Source organism: Mycolicibacterium alvei (assembly GCF_010727325.1).
In the GTDB taxonomy this organism is placed as follows: domain Bacteria; phylum Actinomycetota; class Actinomycetes; order Mycobacteriales; family Mycobacteriaceae; genus Mycobacterium; species Mycobacterium alvei.
On record NZ_AP022565.1, the window covers coordinates 2655171 to 2674617 of the forward strand.

A 19447-nucleotide genomic window follows, 5' to 3' on the forward strand; every position below is an offset into this window, starting at 1 on the left:
CGGCTAGAACAATCCGTCGAAGTTGCTCGCGAGCGCGTCATCCGCCACCTCGAAAGCATCGCCCGCGCCACGGACAGCCTGCCCCATTTTGGTGACGTTGTCGGCGAGCTTGATGGCCGCATTCGAGAAGTGCTCACCGACGGTTCGTGCGGCCCACTGCGTGGTTGAACCTGGAAGGCCATCTGCCGCCGACGTTGCCTTGCTACCGACGTCTGCAGAAGAAATCGTCGAACTTGCGGCATCTGCCTGACTAGCCAAGGTCCTCAGGACCTCAGGATCCACCAGCATCATCGACCTCCCCGAATGCATGTGCCGATAGCCATTGTCACCGATGACGGCCACCGCGCTATGCACCAGTTTCCACCGGGCGAGCCCCCATGCTGCCGACGGCTGATCAGCTTTTCAGCTGCCGTTGACGAGCAGCGATTCGTACGTTCCCGGGTCCAAGGCTGGCGCACGGTGCGGTGACACAGCAGACGTCACTCAATGTCAGACCCTTCCACCAGAATCCGAACATGAGCCGCCGCAACCGCCAAAAGCGCGCCGCCAAGCATAAGAGCCGCCGCGCAACGACCCACCAGAAACGCTGGCACACCGATCCCGAGCCCGACCGGGTCGTGATACTCGACCAGCTCATCGCAGGGTTGCACCACTACGCGATGTGTCCCGACCACGACGCGGAATTCCACGCCGCTGAGTTACTCGACGGGTTCTCTGGCCGGGCACACGATCTTGACCTTGCCGCCGACGGCGCCATGACTGGCGCCATCAACAGGGCGTGGGAGGCGGGTTGGTCGCCGAATGACCTCCACGAGTTCGCGCGTCGCCGTTTCGACGCATCGGCTACCGATTATCTGGACGAGTCGGTCGTTCGCGAGTCCCAGCGCTATCCCGCGACCGCGCTGCACCCCCGATGGCGCGCCGAGCTCGCCGCGTTGTCCGCGAGGATCGATCACGGCACTCCGCAGATGTCGGACTGGGCCGACAGACATGCTGTCGACCATCGCGCAGCATTGACGGTCGTGTTGAAGCTACTGCGGCTTCTGGGAACCCTGCCGATCCTGGAACCGTTGCTGCCGCCGCCCGGCACGCACCAGCATTCCGCTGTCGCAGTGAGTACGGCCGACGCGAAAGCGCTCAGCCGGGTGCGCGGGCTGCTGGCCAAGGCAGAGGCCACCAAGTTTCCTGAAGAAGCTGAAGCCCTTTCGGCCAAGGCGCAAGAGCTGATGAGCAGGTATTCGTTGCACCACGCGATTCGAGATCACGAGCGTGGTCGCGCAGCGGAGGCCATCGCTCGGCGGATCTGGATCGACAGCCCCTACGTCAGCGCCAAGGCGGCACTGGTGCAGTCCGTGGCAACGGCCAACCGGTGCCGCATGGTGTGCGCGGAAAAGATCGGGTTCGTCGCCGTCGTCGGGGCCGAGTGCGACCTAGAATTGGTTGAACTGCTCGCTACTTCGCTATTGGTCCAGGCCACCCGGGCGATGCTGCGCGCGGGCCGAGAAACCCGCCGCGGCGGACAGACCCGGACACGCTCGTTTCGCCAATCGTTTCTGCTCTCCTACGCCACCCGCATCGGTGAACGCCTCACCGCCACCTCTGCGACGGTGGCCACCGAAGTGGATCGCGGAACGCTACTTCCGGTACTGGCAGCACGCAGCCAGGCCACCGATGACCTCACCAACCGGCTCTTTCCAGCGACGGTTCCCCGTGAAATGTTGGCTTCCAGCGGTGCTGGATGGGCGGCCGGACGAATTGCAGCAGACCGTGCGCAGCTGGATGTGCGTCGTCCGATCGCAGGGTGATGCGTATTCACCTGTGAGACAACAGCGCAGTCCCGACCGAGAGGATGTTCGTCTGACTCCGCGTGGAATGCCAGGCGTCATTCAACAACCTGTAGGACGTCAGCGTCGAAACCCGCGCTCCGGAAGCAAAACTCGCCTACGAAGACGCGAGTGGAGCATTGGCCTGGTGCCGGAACTACGGCTCTGATCGGAATCGTTGCTACGCGAAACTCATCGGCACGACTCACGCCGTGTCCGGCAGCACTGCATTCAATTGATGTGGAATTCCCGTCACGACGTTCTCTCAGCCCCGGTTAGCATCAGGTGACCGACCTGAAGGGAAGCCATGCCCGTCGATTCCGGCGCACCCGACGAACTGCGGGGCAGCCGCGATGACGACGCGATTGCCCGCCTCCGCCACCGCATCACCGAGATCGAGTCGTCCAGCCCGGTCGAAAAAGATGCGGCAGCTGCGGCACGGAAGGCCCGCAAGGAGAAGCCCAAACGGCCCGAACCGACGACCGATTATCTGGGGATGCCCGAAGGCGACGATTGGATGGACGACGTACCGGCCCAGTATCGGCACGGTGAGGACGGATTCGACCGGCGACTGATGCAGGATCTGGCCGCAGTCGGATTCCGTTGCTACACAGTCAATCAGCTGCCGCAGCGCACCGTTCCGAAGGCCATTCCGGTGCTTCTCGACTGGCTGGAGCATCTCGAGGAACGAATCCCCGGGCCGGAAACCCGCCACCGTGAACTCATCCGTGGCCGGCTGCTCCACCGCCTCAACGACCCGGCAATCCGCGGAAACCAGCGCGTCATCGACGTGGCAACCGACCAGATCCGTCGACGGCCACCTCGCGCATCGCCGTGTTCAGGCGCTGCGGGGCAGGTGCTGGCTCGCAGCGCGACAGTCCGCCACTTCGACCGGATCGTCGAGGTGTTCAGCGAACTCGACGACGGCAGCGACAAGTTCTTCCTGACCGCGTACTTCGGCAAAGTGAAAACGCCCCAGTCCCGCGACACCGTGCTGCCCTACCTTGACCGCTGGGCGAACATCGTGATTCCGGCACTCATCAAGATGAACGCCTCCGGGGTACGCCACCTGATCGAACCCCACCTGAAGGACAGCTCTCCGGCCACTCGCCGGTACGCGCGCCGCGCCATGGAACGCCTGACCTGATCGGTGTGCTCACTCGGGCCTGCCCGCGTTGACGCTGCCGCGGGCAAAGAGACGCTCGACGGTGTTGTGGCGAATGTGCAGGGTTTCCGCGTGGTTGCGCAATTCTGGCCGGAAGAGTTGCACGTTCGTCACAGCGTCCCGAAGGGGATGCTGGACCTGAACCGGCGGCAAACGATGACCCGTGTTCGACGGTGCAGATGCAGATCCTCGCCCAATTCCCCCCGCACAATCGGGTCATAGACGCGCGCAGCACCATCCACCAGATCCAGCGGTGCGTGGAAGCCTTCCTCGGCCAACCGGAGCTTGGTCGGGTGCGGGCGTTCATCGGTGATCCAGCCGGTGTCGACCGCGGTCATCAGAATGCCGTCCTGTTCGAGCATCTCCCCCGCACTCGTGCGGGTCAGCATGTTCAACGCGGCCTTGGCCATGTTGGTGTGCGGATGGCCTGGCCCCTTGTAACCGCGGCGAATTGGCCATCCATCCGGATGATGAGGAGGCCCAGAGCATACTGAGCGTCGCACTGGCCTCGGCGCATCAGACGCCTCGGACTGCGGCCTTGGACAGGCTGCACCGGACGTCGAGAGCGACTGCCCACTGGCGCAGAACGACTCCAACGCGTCGATCCGACAGTGGGCACGGCAACAGTGCGACCACATAGATGCCCAGAGCAGCCTGTTCGATTGGCGCCCGATGGCCGGCCGCACTACGCATCTGCCCCCCGACGCCGCGTAGGAATACATCTACATTCGGGCCATATCCGTATAGCCTTTCCTACACGCACTATGCGCGGCTCGACGCCAAAGCAGTTCGTGAGCCACCCCCGTCCACGCGGTTTCTCCGCGGCGGCCATTGACGCAAGTGGAAACTAGCGCGCGCAGGTCTAAGGATTGCCGTACATCTCCAGAATCCCGGCATGCGCGCGTTCATAGTTATTCGCGATACGGTCGCGCACCCACTCCAGTGGATTCGAATATGATTCGTACTCCGCTCGCGCCGCCTGCATCAACTCCTCCAACGGCAGATCTGGACGTTTCGCGAAACGTGTGAAGTACTGCCACTTATCCGCGCGCATCCCGAATTCGTTAGGGGCAGCCAAGGGAGCGATCATGCAGTTTACTTCGCCTTCCCTGGATGACGTGTATATCTGCACTTTGCAGTCTCCAGAACGGTAATAGACAATGTGCCGACTGCCACCTCTGTCAGGACTGTCATCGTATCCATCGAACGCGAAACCAAGTTCATCCAGCAGTGGGCCCACTGTAGCCTGAACTTGTTCACGAAAATTCGTCGTCATCTTCCATCTTTCACGTACACCCAAGAGTCACCGACTCGTTGATACCCGTAAGACGCGGCATATTTATTCAGGAATTCTACCTCCATTGCAGAGAACGAACCTGGGCGTTCGATTGCCATATCTTCAAGTGAGGAGTATTTTCCTCGGTCGAGAATGTAATCAATCCGGCCGACGTGGTTTTCCATCTGGCTGCGCAGGAACTGTTCATTGATCTGCCAGCCTAGAGCTTTCGACTGAGCCTCAGGGAGCCCGTGCTCAACCGCATCCCACGCCGCATCTCCTGTATCAAAGAAGGTGCCGCCGTGGTGTCTCGCTTCTCCGATGTAGCCACCGTCCTGCCCATCCCATTTACCTAGGACCACGCGGTCGGCGTCGCCGAATTGGTGTGTCGATAGGTCGGCGACCTGGCGGACGAGATCGGTTGTCGGATGCCCGTTCGCGAAAGCGCCGTTGAGTTGGGACGCGACGTCGGGTGCTTCTGGCGCGTACGGGGTGGGCGCGCCAAGCGTGGACGGCTGATGATCACTACCCGTGGGCGTCACAGGGTTCCCTGGTGAATGTTGGTCGCCCGAAGCATGAGGCGCCTGGTGGTCACCTCCACCATGCGAAGCCCCTCCATGGTCACCACCGTGCGAACCGCCACCGGCGTGCGCCTCGGCCATCGCCTGCGGAGCCGGTGCCTCATGCGGAACCGAGCTACCCGGTGTGGATTCACCCGCCGACGCGTTCGCCGGCGCCTGTGGATGTGATCCATCGCCGTGTGGAGCGTCGGTCGTGGATCCACCGGGAGCATGCGCACCCGCTGGCGGCAATGCTTCTCCGCTGTGTGGCACGGCACCCGCCCCATGCGGTTCCCAGCCATGTGGTGACGCCCCCGGCCCATGCGAGGTGGGCACGGGCTCCCCGCCCGGCCGAGCGCCGGCGTCAACCGGGGCCTTCCCAGCACCAGCGTCCCCCGCCGCTCGGCCGTCAACCGCGGGATTCGCCCCCGGTGCTGGCCCCGAGTCCGCCGGCCGCGCCACCGGTTCAGCCTTGGGCGCCTCGACCGGCTTGGCACCCAACCCGTCGAGGTCCTTGCCGATCTTGCCGGCCTGGTCGGCGATCTCTTTACCACTGGTTTCGCCGAGCGCTCTCAGGCTTCCGCGGGCCGCAGCCCCCTCGGCGCGCGCTGCTCGGGCGCTTTCCTCCCCTACCTTCCCGGCTGTGACACCGGCCTTGGCTTCTCCCACCCCGGGGAGCAATACCTGCGCGATATTCCCGAGATTGTCGCCTAGGTCGTGTCTGTTAATTGCGGACTCGGTGGAAGGTGATGATCGCGGCCAGGGTGACTCCGCCGAGGTATGAAAGGGCGTACTTGTCGTAGCGGGTGGCGATGGCTCGCCAGTGTTTGATGCGGTTGAAGCACCGCTCGATGGTGTTGCGATGCTTGTAGATTCGCCCGGCGAATGCTGGTGGCCGTCCGCCTTTGCTGCCCTTGGCTTTGCGGCGTTCGATCTGATCACTGCGTTCGGGGATGGTGTGCGCGATCTTCAGCTGGCGTAGCCGCGCCCGGGTCGAGTCGTGCGAATAGGCCTTGTCGGCCAGCAGGCGGAACGTGTTGATATCGGTGTCGGCAAGCAGGTCCAGCAGTGGCCATAGCATCGGATTGTCGCCGGCCTGGCCAGCCGACAGCACCATGGCGACCGGACTGCATCGTTGGTCGGCCAGCGCATGGATCTTGGTGGTCAACCCGCCCGGGAACGTCCAATGGCGTGGTCGTCAGGCTCGTCGGGGTACTTCTTGTAATTCGATAGATCCCCCTGTGTGCCGCCCCGGGCGTGCACCAGCAGCATGCTGATGCACACGTACGCTGGTCGAATCCACCGACAGCAGCAGTTCGGCCAGATCAGCGTCGGTGTCATCAATATCGTTAGCGATCGCTGCGAAGATCCGTGTGTAGGTCCCATCGGTGGACCAGCGCAGATGTCGTTCGGCTACCGACTGCCAGGCACCGAACTGCTCGGGTAGATCGCGCCACGGTGATCCGGTGCGGAAACGCCAGATAATGCCTTCCAGCGTCAGGCGATGATCATTCCACGGGCGGCCCCGCCGTCGGGCGGAGGGCAGCTCGATCGCCGACCACAACTCATCAGAAATCACACCTGTACGTATCACCTAAACAGCATCAGTCACAACACTGTTCACATTAAGCAGACACGCCCTAGACCGACCAAAGGGCGGTCGCTCGACCAATCCTTGTAATCCACAACACCTTTGACAGTATCGAGGAGGTGGTCGCCAGCCTCCTTCTGCCCTTGCCGATCGAACACCGGGCCCAGCGGATTGAAAAACTCCGCCAGATTCTTGTCGATGTCCCAGATGCCCTTCGCGGTGTCCACCGGGTGGGCGAGCATCGCCGGAACCGATTGCCCGACTTCCAGCCCCGACTTCACTACGCCCTCAGCGATTTGCGTGTGCGCGTTGACGGTGTTGGCGAGCGCGTTGCCGACGTCATTGCCGAAGAACCGGGTGAACTCCTTGCGGTCCCAAGCCTCGAATTCGCGGACCAGTCCGTCCATACCATCGATGAGTGTCTGGAACCCCGAAGCGGCGGCGTCCAACTCGCGGCTCAGGGTGTGCAGGATCTCCGAGATGTCGTGGCCGATCGCCTTGAGATCGTCAATTGGGTTGTGTCCGCTGAAGATCTTCCCGATCTCGCTCAAAATTCCCGATGCACTCAACCGGTGCAGCAGATCTCGGATCGCGTCCTGCGAGCTTTGTACCTCGCCGGCGAAGGATTCCAGCTTTTCAGCCATCGAAGTGCATTTGCCGGCAAGATTTTTGGTGCCATTGGTCAACGTGTTCAGCGCATCGGTGATACTCGTCAACTCGGGAATGTCATGGCCGGAAACACTCGATAGGCAGTCCCCGGCGTCGCCCGACGCCGTCGATATGGCAGTACCGAGCCCACGCCACGCAGCCGCGACCTCGCACATGGTTTCCGGGTTACCGTTCGGCCAGGACTGACTCACGAATGGCTGGATCATCGACCACAAACTGGGTTCCGGGATTTCCGGCCCCGACTGTCCCGATACCCCGGATGCCGAGTACTTGGCCGGTTCGGTTGGAACCGGAATCGATTCGTGGCCACCGCCGACGGTCGAGGCTGCGTCGCCGACTGCATAGTTGTGCGCCGACACCTCCACTCCATAGCCGACATTACGGAGCGCATTCACCGCCGACTCGGCCGCCGAGATCACCGACTGCCCGCCCTTGCGGTAGTCGGCAAAGAACGCCATGCCCGCCGCGTCGGTACCGCACATCAAACCCGATCCCGACAATGCAGAATCGAACGCAGTCAGTGCTTTGATCAGCGCATCACCTTGCGCGCCAACAGTTTTGCCCGATACGGCCAATTGTGCCGGATCGACCTCATAACCGCCCACCGACTAACCCCAGTTGCGCAGATTCAACTGCGCGGCACCGTGATAGTTCTCGTGCGCGCCCTCAGCTATCGTGCGCAAATCGGCCAACGCCCGTCGCATTTCGGCCGAGCCCTCGGTCCACTGCTGCTGAGCGCCGGCCTGCGCCTGCCCTCCCTCGCCATCCCACGTCGCACCCAACTGGTGCTCGATGGCCGCCAACTGCGCCAGTGTCTGTTCCATGTGCTGCTCGAACTGCGACATCCGATCGGCAGCGGCCAACAACACCGCCGGATCCACCTTGAATGCACCCATGCTCTAGATGCCCGCTCCTGCGATGGTCACGCCACCGTCTCGGTCAGTGCCCGAATACCGCGCTGCAGCCGACGCCAAGAGGTCCGACATCGCCGTCAACCCGTCAAGCACCTTCGACGAGCCCTCATGCCACTCACGCCACACCGCGTCGTAGGCCGACGCCGCACTGCCGGTCCAACTCGGCCCCAGCATCTGTGCGACCTCGCTGTCGAGCGATCCCAAACTCGCGTGTAGCTGCTGCGCTGCCGTCGCGAACTCCGTCGACACCTGTCGCAACGTTTCCGGTGTCACCTGCAGATCGGCCATCTCTCCCCCTCAAGATGCTCTATCCATCAAGAGCCATGCCGGCCCATCGCACCTACAGCAATCATCTCAGGCACATCCTGGCGATCTCCTGTGAAGTTGCTGGACACCTGCTCAAAACCGACGCAGGTCCACGACACCGGACTATTTCTCCTGGCTCGAAGCAACCGAAGATCGTCGCATCAGAAACAGAACGACCACGTGGGCGACCGGGGCGAAGAAGTTCGGGAGAGCCCCTACCAACTGGCCGGCGAATAATCCTTCAAGAAACACCCGTAGAGGTCCTCGCCCAATTCCCCCCGCACAATCGGGTCATAGACGCGCGCAGCACCATCCACCAGATCCAGCGGTGCGTGGAAGCCTTCCTCGGCCAGCCGCAGTTTGGTCGGGTGCGGGCGTTCGTCGGTGATCCAGCCGGTGTCGACGGCGGTCATCAGAATGCCGTCCTGTTCGAGCATCTCCCCCGCGCTCGTGCGGGTCAGCATGTTCAACGCGGCCTTGGCCATGTTGGTGTGCGGATGGCCGGGGCCCTTGTAGCCGCGGCCGAATTGGCCTTCCATCGCCGACACGTTCACCACGTACTTGCGTCGGGCCGACGAGGCGGCCAGCGCCGGGCGCAGCCGGCTCACCAGAATGAACGGCGCCGTCTGGTTGCACAGCTGCACCTCGAGGAGCTCCATCGCGTCGACCTCGTGCACGCGCTGGGTCCAGCTGTTGACCGACGCGGTGTCGGGCAGCAGCCCACCTGCATCGATGGCAGTCCCGGCAGAGATTCGCTCCGGCGAGGCACTGCGCGCGGTCAGGGCCAGTTCGGTGAGCGCGTGCGCCGACGGGTGCTCGCCGAGGCTCCCGGCCAGGGCATGCGGGTGGGCGTCACTGACATGGTCGAAGGTGATCACGTCCACCAACGCCGGCGGAGGGGTGCGCTCGGCCTCGACCAGCGCGGCATACGAGCCGGGCGGGCGGCGCACCGTCTGCGCCGCGTTGTTGATCAGGATGTCCAGCGGTCCCTGCGCAGCGACCTCGTCGGCAAGGGCAACCACCTGCGCAGGGTCACGCAGGTCGATACCCACCACCCGCAACCGGTGCAGCCAGTCCGCACTGTCCTCCATCGCGGCGAAGCGCCGCACCGCGTCGTTGGGGAACCGGGTGGTGATCGTGGTGTGCGCGCCGTCGCGCAACAGCCGCAGCGCGATGTACATGCCGATCTTCGCCCGCCCGCCGGTGAGCAGGGCTCGGCGCCCGGTCAAGTCGGTGCGGGCATCGCGCTTGGCCCGGTTGACCGCGGCGCAGTCCGGACAAAGCTGGTGGTAGAACGCGTCGACCACGGTGTGATGGTTCTTGCAGATGTAGCAGGCCCGCGAGCGCAGCAGTGTGCCCGCACTGGCCCCGACCGCGGCGGACACCAGCGGCAGACCCTGGGTCTCGTCGTCGATCCGTCCCGGCGCACCCGTGGCGGTGGCGGCGATGACCGCACGGTCAGCGGCCGCGATCGCGTCACGTCTGGCGTCTCGGCGGGTCTTCTTCACCGCCTTGAACATCTTCGCAGTGGCCCGCCGCACAGCAACGGCATCGGGATGCTCGGGCGGCAGCGCCTCCACCTCGGACAGCACCCGCAGGCAGGTGCTGAGCTGGTCGGGATCGATCGCGTTCACGATGAAAGGGTACGGGGGGTGTACATATTCCCTTATCGAGCGAACCGGCGACCGTGCGCGAACCGGTAGATATCAGTCGTAGATGACGTCCAACCCTCGCCGCCGAAGGTCAGCCAAGGTGTCCCGCATGCCTTGCAGCTGCTCGGGTGAATGCCCCACCCAGTCGGTGATCTCACCGACGACTCTCACCGGCTCGCGGGTCCGGTAGGAGCGGGTCGGATTTCCCGGAAGCTTCTTGTCGGTCACGTTCGGGTCGTCCTCCAGCGCACCCTCGGGTTCGACGATGTAGATGCGGCCCCGCCCCTCGCCAACGGCCATCTCCGCTCCCCACACCGCGGCATCCAAGGTGCGGGTGACGTACACATGGTTCATGATCCGGCCGGCTTCGTAATTCGACTCGCGTCCGGGCATCAGGTAGTCACCCACCGCCAGGTCGGCCTTGGTGCCGTGCAACAGCGCACCGGACTCATGCACCTCAAACGGTGTCGGCCTGTTCGTCACAACATCTCCATCTTCGCCGTGTACATGGACCCGACATGCACGTGCTGCACCATGCCGATATGCAAGCGTTGCGCCGACCACACTGGCCGCGATCTTTGGGTGTGCCCGCATGTGTCACGATACGGCCGCCCACCCGGAAGGAGGAACAGCAATGTGCCCATCAACTGATCCCACCCAGGCTGCGCACGAGTTCGCAGCCGGTGTGCTGCAAAAACTACTGCGGCACATCGCCGTTGAGAACGGCAAACACACCGGTGGCGACCAGCCGGGGCATCGCGTGTTTCGTGTTTCCCACGCCTGGACGGCCGGTCCGATGATCTACGTGGTGTATCAAGCGCCGCCGTTGAATATCACGTGGGGCTTGGTCCGCGACACCAGAGAATCCCCCATCGACACCGGTCGGTGGAACGACACTGACAACCCAGCGCTGTACTACTACATGCTCGATTTCGAGGAGGGATGGGCAGGACCGCTCTCACCGCAACCGGGTAAGGATCCAGGCATCATCCGCTGGCGCGGCGGCCAATCCGACGGTCTGCCGGAGGCCCTGTCCGATATTCCGGCGATCTACCGACACAACCCGACCTCGGTGCCGGCTGCCGAAGTACGCCACGACGGCGACCAGCCAACGGTTGAACCCCGTCGCTATGCGGATCCGCCGTAAACCCAGCGCGCCGGCCCCTACTTTCGGTCATGAAGAACTGCCAGCCACGTTCCCGCGCTTACGAATCTGACATCGGCCTCATACCGCCACGCCGATGGCCGTGAAGTACCGCTGGAACGTACTGAAGTCGATGGCGAAAACCCCGTCATCGACGGAGAGATCCAGCGTTCGCGTGAACCCGATGTCCCGCAACGAAACCGAGTTGACCAACGGGTTGGTGCCCTCGGTGTCACCCCACGGATTGCGGAGAATCACGTAGTCCAGTTGGACCCTCAGGACCGGCCGCAGCGATCTACGGAACGGTAGAAGTAGAGGAGCGCCGACCCAGCCCAACACGGAATAGGCGTGGTTGGCAACGATATTCGCGTCAGCGTAATTCACACCTTCGGGTTCCGTCTGGTACGTCCACGCAGTCATCGGATCGACGGTGCGACCGTTGACACAATGCGATTTAACGAGGTTGGTGATCGCGGCGGTGGTCTGCCCAGCGGTAGCGGTGCGTTGCGGCCGCCGTCCGGTCAGCACTGCCGTCGCCACGTCCGGCCAGACGCTGCCGTTCAACGACGTCATGTCGGGGCGATCGTTCGTGGTCCCGGTGATCCACTTTGCGTACGCCTTCTCCAATTGCGCCGGCCACGTCTCGCCAGGCTCAGATGAGTGGGCATAGAGCGGTGTGGAGGTGCTTGCCCACACCGGGATCCGTTCGGTGGCCTCGACCAGGCTGGCCACACCAGTGCTGGGATCGGTGAACCGGAATTGGTTCTTGAACTGCTGATTGTCCGTGCCCGTGGCCCGCGAGCGCTGGGCGAATGTGTAGGGCAATGTCCAGGCCACCGATGACAGTGCGGATATCAAACCGCAGTCGCCGAGGCTGCCCTGAATCGGATCGAAGTATTCGGCAGCCTCGTTGTAGAACCGACCAGTGTCGGTCCATTCGGCGCCGTCAGGCGTCCACCCGGTGACGAAAACGCCCAAGTTGATCAGCGCGTCGAGCATGCCATGGGTGAACACCTTGTCGATGAATATCCCGGAACCGTCCCGCGGCCCCGCGATCTCGACCATCCATCCCCCACCCCGGGTAGGAACAATCGACCGCAGGCGAACGGTGTCAAACCGACCGACCAGCGGTTCGATATCGCGCAGAACCCGGGGTACGAAATCCTCGCGGTTCTCCAATCGCTCCGAATCGCGCACTAGTGTAGGAGGTTCCGGCGCTGCAATGTCTTCAGGCCGAAGAATCCCGTCCACGTCAAGGCGAGATCCCAGAAACAGCGGCGACCCGTGCCGCGGATCGAACAGTTCGGCATAGGGCATCCCAAAGACGTCCTCGAGCACGCCTTTCCGGTCGTCGACAGTAGACCAGTCGATCGGATGTCCAACGGTGAACTCCGCGAGTGCGTAGGGGCTTCGGGCATTGGGCGCCAGCGCCGCAGGGGGCTGATCGGTTGGTTTCGTCCTGCGTCTCGTGATGGGTTTGTTGACCTCTGTGGTGGTCATCGCAGTGCCTCCCCTGGTGCGACGGTGGGTTTCGCCATCCAGCCTCGACCGGGCGACCGGGCGATCGTGCTGGGCATGCGTAGCCGACTACCTCAATTGGTCGCCCACATGTCTGGGTGGACGCTCCCGGCTCGGAAGGTTCCAAGCAAGCGCACCGGTCAGAGCTGCGCGAGCAACCTGTCGACGAGACGGGTCAACCGTTCGAAATGTGCGCCGGCCCAGTAGATCTGCCCACAGTCCGTACACTGACTGAATTCGTCGTAATACCGCCGGGTCAACGGCTCAAGCTGGTCGATAACCTGCTCCTTCGCCACAGCCGCCAGCGCGCCGTTGCATCGCACGCACCGAGTGAACGGCGCAACCCGCCGTCGCAGATCCAACCGCCGCATCACCTCCAGCGTCTGCTCCTCCGACTGTTGAGAGTGAACGAACAAGCCATGGGTGATCGCCCGCCTCTTCAACAGGCCACGGTCCCGGGTCAGCAGGATCCGCCGCTGATCCACGCTGATACCGGCCAGTGCCTGATCGTCGGCGTCGCTCGACCACCACACGTCGAACCCGAGCACCCGGAGCAATCGGGCCAGCCAGCCGAGGTTGACGTCGATCACGAACCGCGGATGCCGCAACGGCTCTGGCCGTAATCGTGCCGTGGACCCGATGTCGAGCGCCTCGAACATGGGATACACCGCGATGCGATCGCCCACTACCGGGCGGTGATCGAAACTCACCGGGTCCTCGTTGACGAGGATCAGATCGATCTCGGTGTGCGGAATACCCATTGCCTCCAGGACATCCTTGACGGTCTGATGGCTCTGGCAGGGACGGCGCACGACCCGGCCTCGCGAGTCCGCTTCCACGAAGTCGTTGAGCTCGGCGTAGGCCCGAACGGTCACGAAACCCTCCATATCTCCATCCTCGCGCTGTTCAGCGGTCCAGGTTGGGCCTCCATGTCCCGGTGACATGTTCAACGATCCGCTCCGCCATGCGTTCTGCCGCAGGTTGCACGCTCACCGGCAGAGCCGCTGCGGCACTCTCCAACGCACCAGGAAGATCCCTGCGCAGTTCGTCCACCCAGGCCACGGCCTGGTCCGCGGGAATCCCGAGACGACGTCCGACCTTGCTCCAATCGGAAGTGGTGACGTCGAGCATTTTCCAGTGGTCACCGATCTTCATCGAAGAGTGGAGGCGCTCGCGCTGTTCGTATGGCGCGGCCGAAGCAACGTCGTACAGCGGCGACACCTGGGCCCGTGACCCGATGAGGACGAGCGAGTAGTTCTTCGCGTGCGCGTCAGTTCCGCCGATGAGGACGTTGTAGGACAGTGCTTTGAAGAAGCGCTCGGCGTTCACAGCGCGGTCCTCGATCGGGAGCCTGTTGAGAAGGTCAGCGATATCACTGACCCCGGGCCCTCCGTCGGACTGGTATTTCAGACTGGGGTGGACCGACAGCGCCTGGCACATGTCTTCTTGGTGGACCCGGTGCCAGGTGGTCCCGTCATAGCGGCGGTCATAGCGCGTCGAGGTCAATACCTGGACGTCACCGATTTCCATCACCGCGGATTCGGCGGCGAGCAGCCCGACTTCACGTGCAGCCCGCAGGCACAGCGTCTCGTTGATGTGGTGCCGTGCGTAGCCGGCGATTGCAGGCTTGACGATCACGGTCGTCGGGGTCGAATCTCGCGGGATCCCGAACCGCCCGGACTGCGGGTCCCGGAACAGCGCGACCTTGGGTTGCGCGCCGGCGAGGCTCCACCTGCCACCGAACCTTCCTGGGTCCCAGTCGGATTGATGAGTGGCGAGCACCTGGACGAGATCTGCGAGCTCAGTCTCACTGAGCCATTGAATGTCACCTGTCCGCGCGCGGGCATCAGCCGGATCGGCATCGGGCGGGAGAATCTGCACCGCGCCGGCTGCGTCGCGCCCGACGTGGGCGAGCAGGGCGAAGGGATTGTTAGGTGACACGTTGTATTCGCGTCCCCACCGCTGTCGCGCACCTTCGCTGTCCGGAAGCAGGCCTTCAAGATAAGATCGAATAGCCTTGTCCCGATGCCGATTCGACAAGACAGGCAAGGACAGCGACAACGGTGTCGGGTCAGCCTGGGCGGCGTACTCGTCGTCGTAGGTGAAACGCAGAGCTCCGTGGGCAGACTGTGTCACCGTGCCGGCCGGGATCCCGTCTAGGTAGATCCCCAACGTCCTGTCCGCCATCACCTTTTCCTCGTGCCGAACAGCGCGTCGAACGGATCAGAGGTCACGGGAGCCGTTCCCTCCGGCTTGGGCTTCTCGGGAGCTTCCTTCCGGGTACGTTTGCGAGCGTTGGACGTCACCTCCGGCGCGGTCGCCTCCAGACTCACACCGACGACGCGAAGTGCATCGAGCACGCGTTGCGCTTCGAGCCGGGGATGCCCCTTCTCGAGCCGAACAACCCAGTCTCGACTCATGCGCAGTTGTGCGGCCAGCTCAGCCTGAGTCATTCCGCGAGCCGTGCGAGCAGAACGGACGAGCGCACCGACGTCGCCCATTGTCTTGACTTGCATGCCCCACTCCCTGTAGTCGTTCGCCGACATTTCGAATTGTAGTCGCTCGACATCTTTTACAAAAGAGGTCGTTCTACCACTTTCCGCATTTCAGGGGTCCAGAATTGACCGACCCGAGTGCGGTGACATCACCGACGAGATCACGTTCCGAAGCCTCGCCGAGGTCGGCAATCGCCCCAACCCGCGCAACCACCGGCACCCTGGGCAACGTCGCACAATCGGCCTAGCGTGAAGTCATGACAGAGCAGTTACCCGCGGTATCCGTGGCTCATCCGCCGAAAGCGATGCTGCGCGTCGTCAACCCGGCCCTGCGGTTCGTGCTGCGCACGCCGATCGCCGGCGCCGCACGCCACCAGTTCATGGTTCTGACCGTGCGGGGTCGAAAGACCGGACGACAGTATGCGATTCCGCTGAGCGCACACCGTATCGACAACACCCTCTACGCGATGACCGACGCCGGGTGGAAGCACAACTTCCGCGACGGCGCCACCGCCGAAGTCCTCCACGACGGCCAGACGACGACCATGCGCGGCGAACTCATCGAGGACCGCGCGACCGTCGCCGACCTGTTCTGGCGCTGCGCCGAGTCCTACGGCGTCAAACGCGCCCAGCGGATGATGGGGTTGACGTTCCGCGATCAGCGCATCCCCACGCTGGACGAGTTCACCGAGGCGGTCGATCGTGAGCACCTCGCTGCGATCAAGTTGACCCCGTCCGGGTAGCCCGCACCGGGTTCACCCCAGCACCAGCGACACGCCGTTGGCGTTCAAACTGGCGAACGAGTAACTCATGTCGCCTCGCCGACTCACGGACACGACGTACTGATCTTCACCCTCGGTGACCTGAAACGAGAAGGGGAAAGTTCGGAGGCCTACGGTCAACAAGGCCAGCTACGCATCTTGACTCCTGGCTTTGTGCTGATGATAGCTACGTGGCGCGACTTTTCGATCATCACGAAAGGCTTCAACCCCGAGCGCATGGAACCTGCTGTGGTGGCTGAGGTTCGGGCTAATTCGATGTTCGTCATCGAGAAGGGGCTCATCGACCCCAATGCGATATCGTTCCGATCGTTGACGTATCCAGACCGCTACATCCGGCACCGTGGCTAGCAGATCTATGCCGAAGAAGTTTCGTCCCCTTTGGATTATCAGGACGCGACGTTCCGAATGAACAAGCCGCTGAACGGAATGCGCTGGGGGTAGCGACAGCCAAACTGGCTGGGTTCCAACGCCTTCAGCTCACCGACCTTTCTCGGTACCATCGCCACCCGCACGCCGCTTACGGAACCTGCGCGACACCGAGCCTCGCCGCCACATCGAGAAGGATGGCCGGAAGCACCGCGTCGTCGCCGTGGACGTTGACCGCGGCAACGCTCGCGACCACCATGATCACGGCACACGATGCGCAGTTCCGGACCCGGTTCCTCCGTGAGTTGTAGGCGGCGGCACGATTGGAGGAGGCCCACGTCGTGCCGATTCACGACTGGGGTGCACAAGACGGCGCCGCCCCCGTCGTACATGCCGACGGCGACCCGAAACCCTGAAGTGTCCAGTTCCGCACAACTACGCCAGATCTCGTTGGGGGACCACACCGTCGTGAGCACCCAGGGCGCCGACCGATGGGTGCCGCAGTTGAGTTCCAAACGACCGGGAGTCATCAACCAAGGCGTTGCGTGGGACAACGAGTTGACGTTGTCCTGGTGCAGCGACCATGGCTTCGATCGGAATCACTGCTACGCGAAGCTCATCAGCACGACGCACGCCGTAGCTGGCAGCACTGCGTTCAATTGACCTGGCGCTCGGCACAGCTGATATCACCGGCAGTGTCACGTTTCGAAATCACATATCTTTCCCGCTGCCGGTGCCAATGTGGCCGGTCGGATCAGCATCGGCGCCTGAGCACATCACGGATGTAGTAACACGCGTCGTCCGCATCACGCCCCAGTACGGAAAACCCCATCCAGCCATGAATGCCCTCGTCGAGTTCGTACCAACCGATTTCGATACCGTCGGCTTGTGCACGTCGCCGAAATGCTCGCGCATCGGGATTAAGCATGTCGTGGGTGCCCGTCAACACGGTGATCTTGGGCAACCCGGTCAGCGAACCTACCGCCGGGCTCAACAACGGATGATCGAGTGAATCGCCTCCGGCGAAGTGCCGTGCGGCCCGATGCAAGAACTCGAGGTTGAGGACCGGATCGAGCTTGGCCACAGCCGCCACAGCTGGATCGGGTAACCCGGCATGCAACCACGGTGACAGCAGGACCGCATCGCTCGGTTGCGGCAAGCCGGCATCCCGGCCGGCATGGCACAATCCCAAAGTCAAACCTCCACCAGCCGAATCACCCATGAATACAATCGATTTCGGGTCATGGCTGCCGAGGATTCGGCGGTAGACATTCAACAGGAGCGGATAGACGTCACGGTACGAGTACTCGGGCGTCAGCGGGAAGATCGGCACAGTGATAGTGCGACGAACCAGGACCGACATCTTGGCCAGGAACGGCCAGTACAGGGCCGGTGCGAATTCGGCGACGTAGCACCCGCCATGCAGATAAAGCACGTGACCGTCAACGACCGCGGGTTCGGACAGCTTGGGACTGATCTCGTAGACCGGCCATCCGTCGATGTCGCTGCGGGTGACGGCGACGCTCTTGAAGACCCGCTTCGGAGGAAGCCCCGCATACGGTTGGCGTGGCGGCCCGGCGGCCAACCGGTCGATCATCGCCGGCCGCAGCGTCCAGTTGCGCAGCCGACTCAGCAACAGGGCTTTCGCCAGGAATCGGTGCCGGAACCGCGCACGAGGACTCACCTGGGGATTATCAGCGCAATCCCAGCCAGAACGAGGGCGAATGGGGCTCGGAGCCACGCCTTCGAGCCCCATGAGTCACACCCTCACGGGCACGTCTCGGTGTCGATGCGCACCACACCGAAGTCGATCTCGGTCGACGCAGAGAACTTCGTCCCCGGCGGCGGCGTCGAACTGCACACCTGCCAGTTGCGGTCGCTGATCTGGGCCGGGCCCTTCCCGGTGAGATCGGTCGAACTGCTGAACCACACCTCACCGCGGGTCAACGACTGGATCGCATCCTGCGCGCCCTGCAGATCCATCCCGATCAGATTCGGCATGGTCCACGACGGCGACGCCACCGCCGCCGGGCTCGTCGCCAGAGCAACAACCACCACACCGGCAACCGCCAGCAATACCCGCTTCATATCAACCTCCTGTTTGAAGTGAACCGCGCATCGTTGCACCAGCCACCGACAACCCGCACTGGTCAATCCCGCACCGACACCGGCAGACTCGGGGTGTGGCGGAGATGGTGATAGCCCTCAATCCGGACGAAGACTCGCGGCTACCCTACCTGCTGAGGATTCCGCAACCCGGTGGTGACCTGCTGTTTCGGACGTCGGGGACATGGCCTCGGGCCAAGGCCTTGTATTGCCACCCGGTCGGCCTTGATGAGTGGCCGACCGACGCGGTGATCGTCGAACGACTCCCCCTGCGGTCGTCGCAGCGCCGGGGTGCATCCATCGACGTCATCCTGCAGCGGTCCCGGGAGAACCGCTCCCAACTGGTGTTCACCACCGCCCGCGGCCGGGACGCGGTGTTCTGGCAGTCGCCGCGCACCCGCAAGCAGGCGCGTCCGAACGTGCGGACCCCGACAGCGCGGGCCCAGGGCATCGACGAGCTGCACATCGTGATCGACAGCCACGAGCGCTACGCCTACCGGTTCGGCGCCCAGCAGGTCACCACCGTGCAGCAGGCGCTGCCGTGCGGCGATTACGGCGTGGTTATCGACGGGATGCTGGTCGCCAGCGTCGAACGCAAATCCCTGGCCGACCTGGTCACCAGCCTCACCACTGGTCGACTGCGCTATCAACTCGCCGACCTGGCCGCCCTGCCGCGTGCGACCGTCGTCGTCGAAGACCGCTATTCGCAGCTGTTCAAACTCGACCGCGTGCGTCCCGCCGTGGTCGCCGACGGGCTGGCCGAACTGCAGGTCCGCTGGCCGAACGTACCGATCGTGTTCTGCGAGGCCCGCCAGCTCGCCGAGGAATGGACCTACCGATTCCTCGCGGCCGCACACACCTGGGCGATCACAGAACAAGCTGCGCTGCAACGTATTTCACAAGTCAGAATCGACGTCGCCGTCGTTGATCAAGCCACACCGACATCCGAACCCAGCACCGCCGACGTCCGCGCCTGGGCGCGCGAAGCCGGACTGACGGTTCCCGACCGCGGCCGACTCCGCCCCGACATCTGGCAAGCATGGCAGGACGCCCACTGACCTTCCAATCGCCCCGCGAATG

20 protein-coding genes and 3 pseudogenes are annotated in these 19447 nt (G+C 63.5%); 6 read left to right on the top strand and 17 right to left on the bottom strand.

Annotation, left to right across the window (positions count from 1 at the left end; translation table 11 throughout):
- Positions 1-3 precede the first annotated feature (3 nt).
- A complete protein-coding gene (locus G6N44_RS12695) occupies positions 4-342 on the bottom strand; it encodes a type VII secretion target (RefSeq protein ID WP_372508211.1) in 339 nt (112 codons plus the stop codon).
- A 173-nt stretch (positions 343-515) separates the two neighbouring features.
- Here G6N44_RS12695 and G6N44_RS12700 point away from each other — a divergent pair, with 173 nt between their 5' ends.
- Both G6N44_RS12700 and G6N44_RS12705 read left to right on the top strand, forming a co-directional pair.
- The gene (locus G6N44_RS12700) at positions 516-1805 is read left to right on the top strand and encodes a DUF2786 domain-containing protein (RefSeq protein ID WP_163664447.1); all 1290 of its coding nucleotides are present in this window, start codon (positions 516-518) and stop codon (positions 1803-1805) included.
- A 325-nt stretch (positions 1806-2130) separates the two neighbouring features.
- On the top strand, positions 2131-2970 hold the full coding sequence (locus tag G6N44_RS12705; RefSeq protein WP_163664449.1) for a HEAT repeat domain-containing protein: 840 nt from the start codon (positions 2131-2133) through the stop codon (positions 2968-2970).
- 128 nt (positions 2971-3098) lie between these two features.
- On the opposite strand, the pseudogene G6N44_RS12710 reads toward G6N44_RS12705, so the two are convergent.
- The 9 genes and pseudogenes from G6N44_RS12710 to arr form a co-directional block, all read right to left on the bottom strand.
- Positions 3099-3451, bottom strand: a pseudogene (locus G6N44_RS12710) (hypothetical protein); the annotation flags it as partial.
- A 399-nt stretch (positions 3452-3850) separates the two neighbouring features.
- Positions 3851-4264, bottom strand: a complete 414-nt coding sequence (locus tag G6N44_RS12715; protein ID WP_163664451.1) for a hypothetical protein — start codon at positions 4262-4264, stop codon at positions 3851-3853.
- On the bottom strand, positions 4261-4806 hold the full coding sequence (locus G6N44_RS12720) for a hypothetical protein (protein WP_163664453.1): 546 nt from the start codon (positions 4804-4806) through the stop codon (positions 4261-4263). The genes G6N44_RS12715 and G6N44_RS12720 overlap by 4 nt, the downstream gene beginning before the upstream one ends.
- A gap of 742 nt (positions 4807-5548) precedes the next feature.
- Positions 5549-6418 (bottom strand): annotated as a pseudogene (locus G6N44_RS12725) (IS5 family transposase).
- 26 nt (positions 6419-6444) lie between these two features.
- Positions 6445-7689, bottom strand: coding sequence for a WXG100-like domain-containing protein (locus G6N44_RS12730; protein WP_163664455.1), 1245 nt, complete (start codon positions 7687-7689; stop codon positions 6445-6447).
- A 3-nt stretch (positions 7690-7692) separates the two neighbouring features.
- Positions 7693-7980 carry a WXG100 family type VII secretion target gene (locus tag G6N44_RS12735; protein WP_163664457.1) on the bottom strand — a complete coding sequence of 96 codons (288 nt, stop codon included), beginning with the start codon at positions 7978-7980 and terminating at the stop codon, positions 7693-7695.
- A gap of 3 nt (positions 7981-7983) precedes the next feature.
- Positions 7984-8286: a WXG100 family type VII secretion target gene (locus G6N44_RS12740; protein WP_163664459.1), complete on the bottom strand. Its 303-nt coding sequence runs from the start codon at positions 8284-8286 to the stop codon at positions 7984-7986.
- Between the two features lie 233 nt (positions 8287-8519).
- Positions 8520-9938 (bottom strand): SDR family NAD(P)-dependent oxidoreductase, encoded by a 1419-nt coding sequence (locus G6N44_RS12745; RefSeq protein ID WP_163664461.1) that lies wholly within the window; start codon positions 9936-9938, stop codon positions 8520-8522.
- Between the two features lie 72 nt (positions 9939-10010).
- The gene (gene arr / locus G6N44_RS12750) at positions 10011-10439 is read right to left on the bottom strand and encodes an NAD(+)--rifampin ADP-ribosyltransferase (protein ID WP_163664463.1); all 429 of its coding nucleotides are present in this window, start codon (positions 10437-10439) and stop codon (positions 10011-10013) included.
- A gap of 151 nt (positions 10440-10590) precedes the next feature.
- Here arr and G6N44_RS12755 point away from each other — a divergent pair, with 151 nt between their 5' ends.
- A complete protein-coding gene (locus tag G6N44_RS12755) occupies positions 10591-11103 on the top strand; it encodes a hypothetical protein (protein WP_163664465.1) in 513 nt (170 codons plus the stop codon).
- A 78-nt stretch (positions 11104-11181) separates the two neighbouring features.
- Here G6N44_RS12755 and G6N44_RS12760 read toward each other — a convergent pair whose 3' ends face one another.
- The 4 genes from G6N44_RS12760 to G6N44_RS12775 form a co-directional block, all read right to left on the bottom strand.
- Positions 11182-12165 (bottom strand): C2 family cysteine protease, encoded by a 984-nt coding sequence (locus G6N44_RS12760; protein WP_163664467.1) that lies wholly within the window; start codon positions 12163-12165, stop codon positions 11182-11184.
- A 593-nt stretch (positions 12166-12758) separates the two neighbouring features.
- On the bottom strand, positions 12759-13505 hold the full coding sequence (locus G6N44_RS12765; protein WP_163664469.1) for a Mut7-C RNAse domain-containing protein: 747 nt from the start codon (positions 13503-13505) through the stop codon (positions 12759-12761).
- A gap of 19 nt (positions 13506-13524) precedes the next feature.
- Positions 13525-14805 carry a type II toxin-antitoxin system HipA family toxin gene (locus G6N44_RS12770; protein ID WP_163664471.1) on the bottom strand — a complete coding sequence of 427 codons (1281 nt, stop codon included), beginning with the start codon at positions 14803-14805 and terminating at the stop codon, positions 13525-13527.
- Positions 14805-15134 (bottom strand): helix-turn-helix domain-containing protein, encoded by a 330-nt coding sequence (locus G6N44_RS12775; RefSeq protein ID WP_163664473.1) that lies wholly within the window; start codon positions 15132-15134, stop codon positions 14805-14807. Before G6N44_RS12775 ends, G6N44_RS12770 begins: the two co-directional genes overlap by 1 nt.
- Before the next feature lie 236 nt (positions 15135-15370).
- On the opposite strand from G6N44_RS12775, the gene G6N44_RS12780 reads away from it, so the two are divergent.
- Positions 15371-15856, top strand: coding sequence for a hypothetical protein (locus tag G6N44_RS12780; RefSeq protein ID WP_163664475.1), 486 nt, complete (start codon positions 15371-15373; stop codon positions 15854-15856).
- 12 nt (positions 15857-15868) lie between these two features.
- Here G6N44_RS12780 and G6N44_RS12785 read toward each other — a convergent pair.
- Positions 15869-16003 (bottom strand): annotated as a pseudogene (locus G6N44_RS12785) (DUF732 domain-containing protein); the annotation flags it as partial.
- A 51-nt stretch (positions 16004-16054) separates the two neighbouring features.
- Between G6N44_RS12785 and G6N44_RS12790 the strand changes: the two are divergent.
- Positions 16055-16243: an AbfB domain-containing protein gene (locus G6N44_RS12790; RefSeq protein WP_163664477.1), complete on the top strand. Its 189-nt coding sequence runs from the start codon at positions 16055-16057 to the stop codon at positions 16241-16243.
- A 772-nt stretch (positions 16244-17015) separates the two neighbouring features.
- Here G6N44_RS12790 and G6N44_RS12795 read toward each other — a convergent pair.
- Complete coding sequence (locus tag G6N44_RS12795; protein WP_163664479.1) at positions 17016-17945, bottom strand: alpha/beta hydrolase fold domain-containing protein; 930 nt, start codon at positions 17943-17945, stop codon at positions 17016-17018.
- Between the two features lie 83 nt (positions 17946-18028).
- On the bottom strand, positions 18029-18349 hold the full coding sequence (locus G6N44_RS12800) for a PASTA domain-containing protein (RefSeq protein WP_163664481.1): 321 nt from the start codon (positions 18347-18349) through the stop codon (positions 18029-18031).
- A gap of 95 nt (positions 18350-18444) precedes the next feature.
- On the opposite strand from G6N44_RS12800, the gene G6N44_RS12805 reads away from it, so the two are divergent.
- Positions 18445-19425: an ERCC4 domain-containing protein gene (locus G6N44_RS12805; protein ID WP_163664483.1), complete on the top strand. Its 981-nt coding sequence runs from the start codon at positions 18445-18447 to the stop codon at positions 19423-19425.
- The last annotated feature ends 22 nt before the right edge of the window (positions 19426-19447 follow it).

Excerpts from the sequence above, each read along its gene's own strand:
- G6N44_RS12700 (WP_163664447.1), top strand. The coding sequence starts at position 516 with ATGAGCCGCCGCAACCGCCAAAAGCGCGCCGCCAAGCATAAGAGCCGC.
- G6N44_RS12705 (WP_163664449.1), top strand. The coding sequence starts at position 2,131 with ATGCCCGTCGATTCCGGCGCACCCGACGAACTGCGGGGCAGCCGCGAT.
- G6N44_RS12715 (WP_163664451.1), bottom strand. The coding sequence starts at position 4,264 with ATGACGACGAATTTTCGTGAACAAGTTCAGGCTACAGTGGGCCCACTG.
- G6N44_RS12735 (WP_163664457.1), bottom strand. The coding sequence starts at position 7,980 with ATGGGTGCATTCAAGGTGGATCCGGCGGTGTTGTTGGCCGCTGCCGAT.
- G6N44_RS12740 (WP_163664459.1), bottom strand. The coding sequence starts at position 8,286 with ATGGCCGATCTGCAGGTGACACCGGAAACGTTGCGACAGGTGTCGACG.
- G6N44_RS12755 (WP_163664465.1), top strand. The coding sequence starts at position 10,591 with ATGTGCCCATCAACTGATCCCACCCAGGCTGCGCACGAGTTCGCAGCC.
- G6N44_RS12760 (WP_163664467.1), bottom strand. The coding sequence starts at position 12,165 with ATGGTCGAGATCGCGGGGCCGCGGGACGGTTCCGGGATATTCATCGAC.
- G6N44_RS12765 (WP_163664469.1), bottom strand. The coding sequence starts at position 13,505 with ATGGAGGGTTTCGTGACCGTTCGGGCCTACGCCGAGCTCAACGACTTC.
- G6N44_RS12770 (WP_163664471.1), bottom strand. The coding sequence starts at position 14,805 with ATGGCGGACAGGACGTTGGGGATCTACCTAGACGGGATCCCGGCCGGC.
- G6N44_RS12775 (WP_163664473.1), bottom strand. The coding sequence starts at position 15,134 with ATGCAAGTCAAGACAATGGGCGACGTCGGTGCGCTCGTCCGTTCTGCT.
- G6N44_RS12780 (WP_163664475.1), top strand. The coding sequence starts at position 15,371 with ATGACAGAGCAGTTACCCGCGGTATCCGTGGCTCATCCGCCGAAAGCG.
- G6N44_RS12790 (WP_163664477.1), top strand. The coding sequence starts at position 16,055 with ATGATAGCTACGTGGCGCGACTTTTCGATCATCACGAAAGGCTTCAAC.
- G6N44_RS12800 (WP_163664481.1), bottom strand. The coding sequence starts at position 18,349 with ATGAAGCGGGTATTGCTGGCGGTTGCCGGTGTGGTGGTTGTTGCTCTG.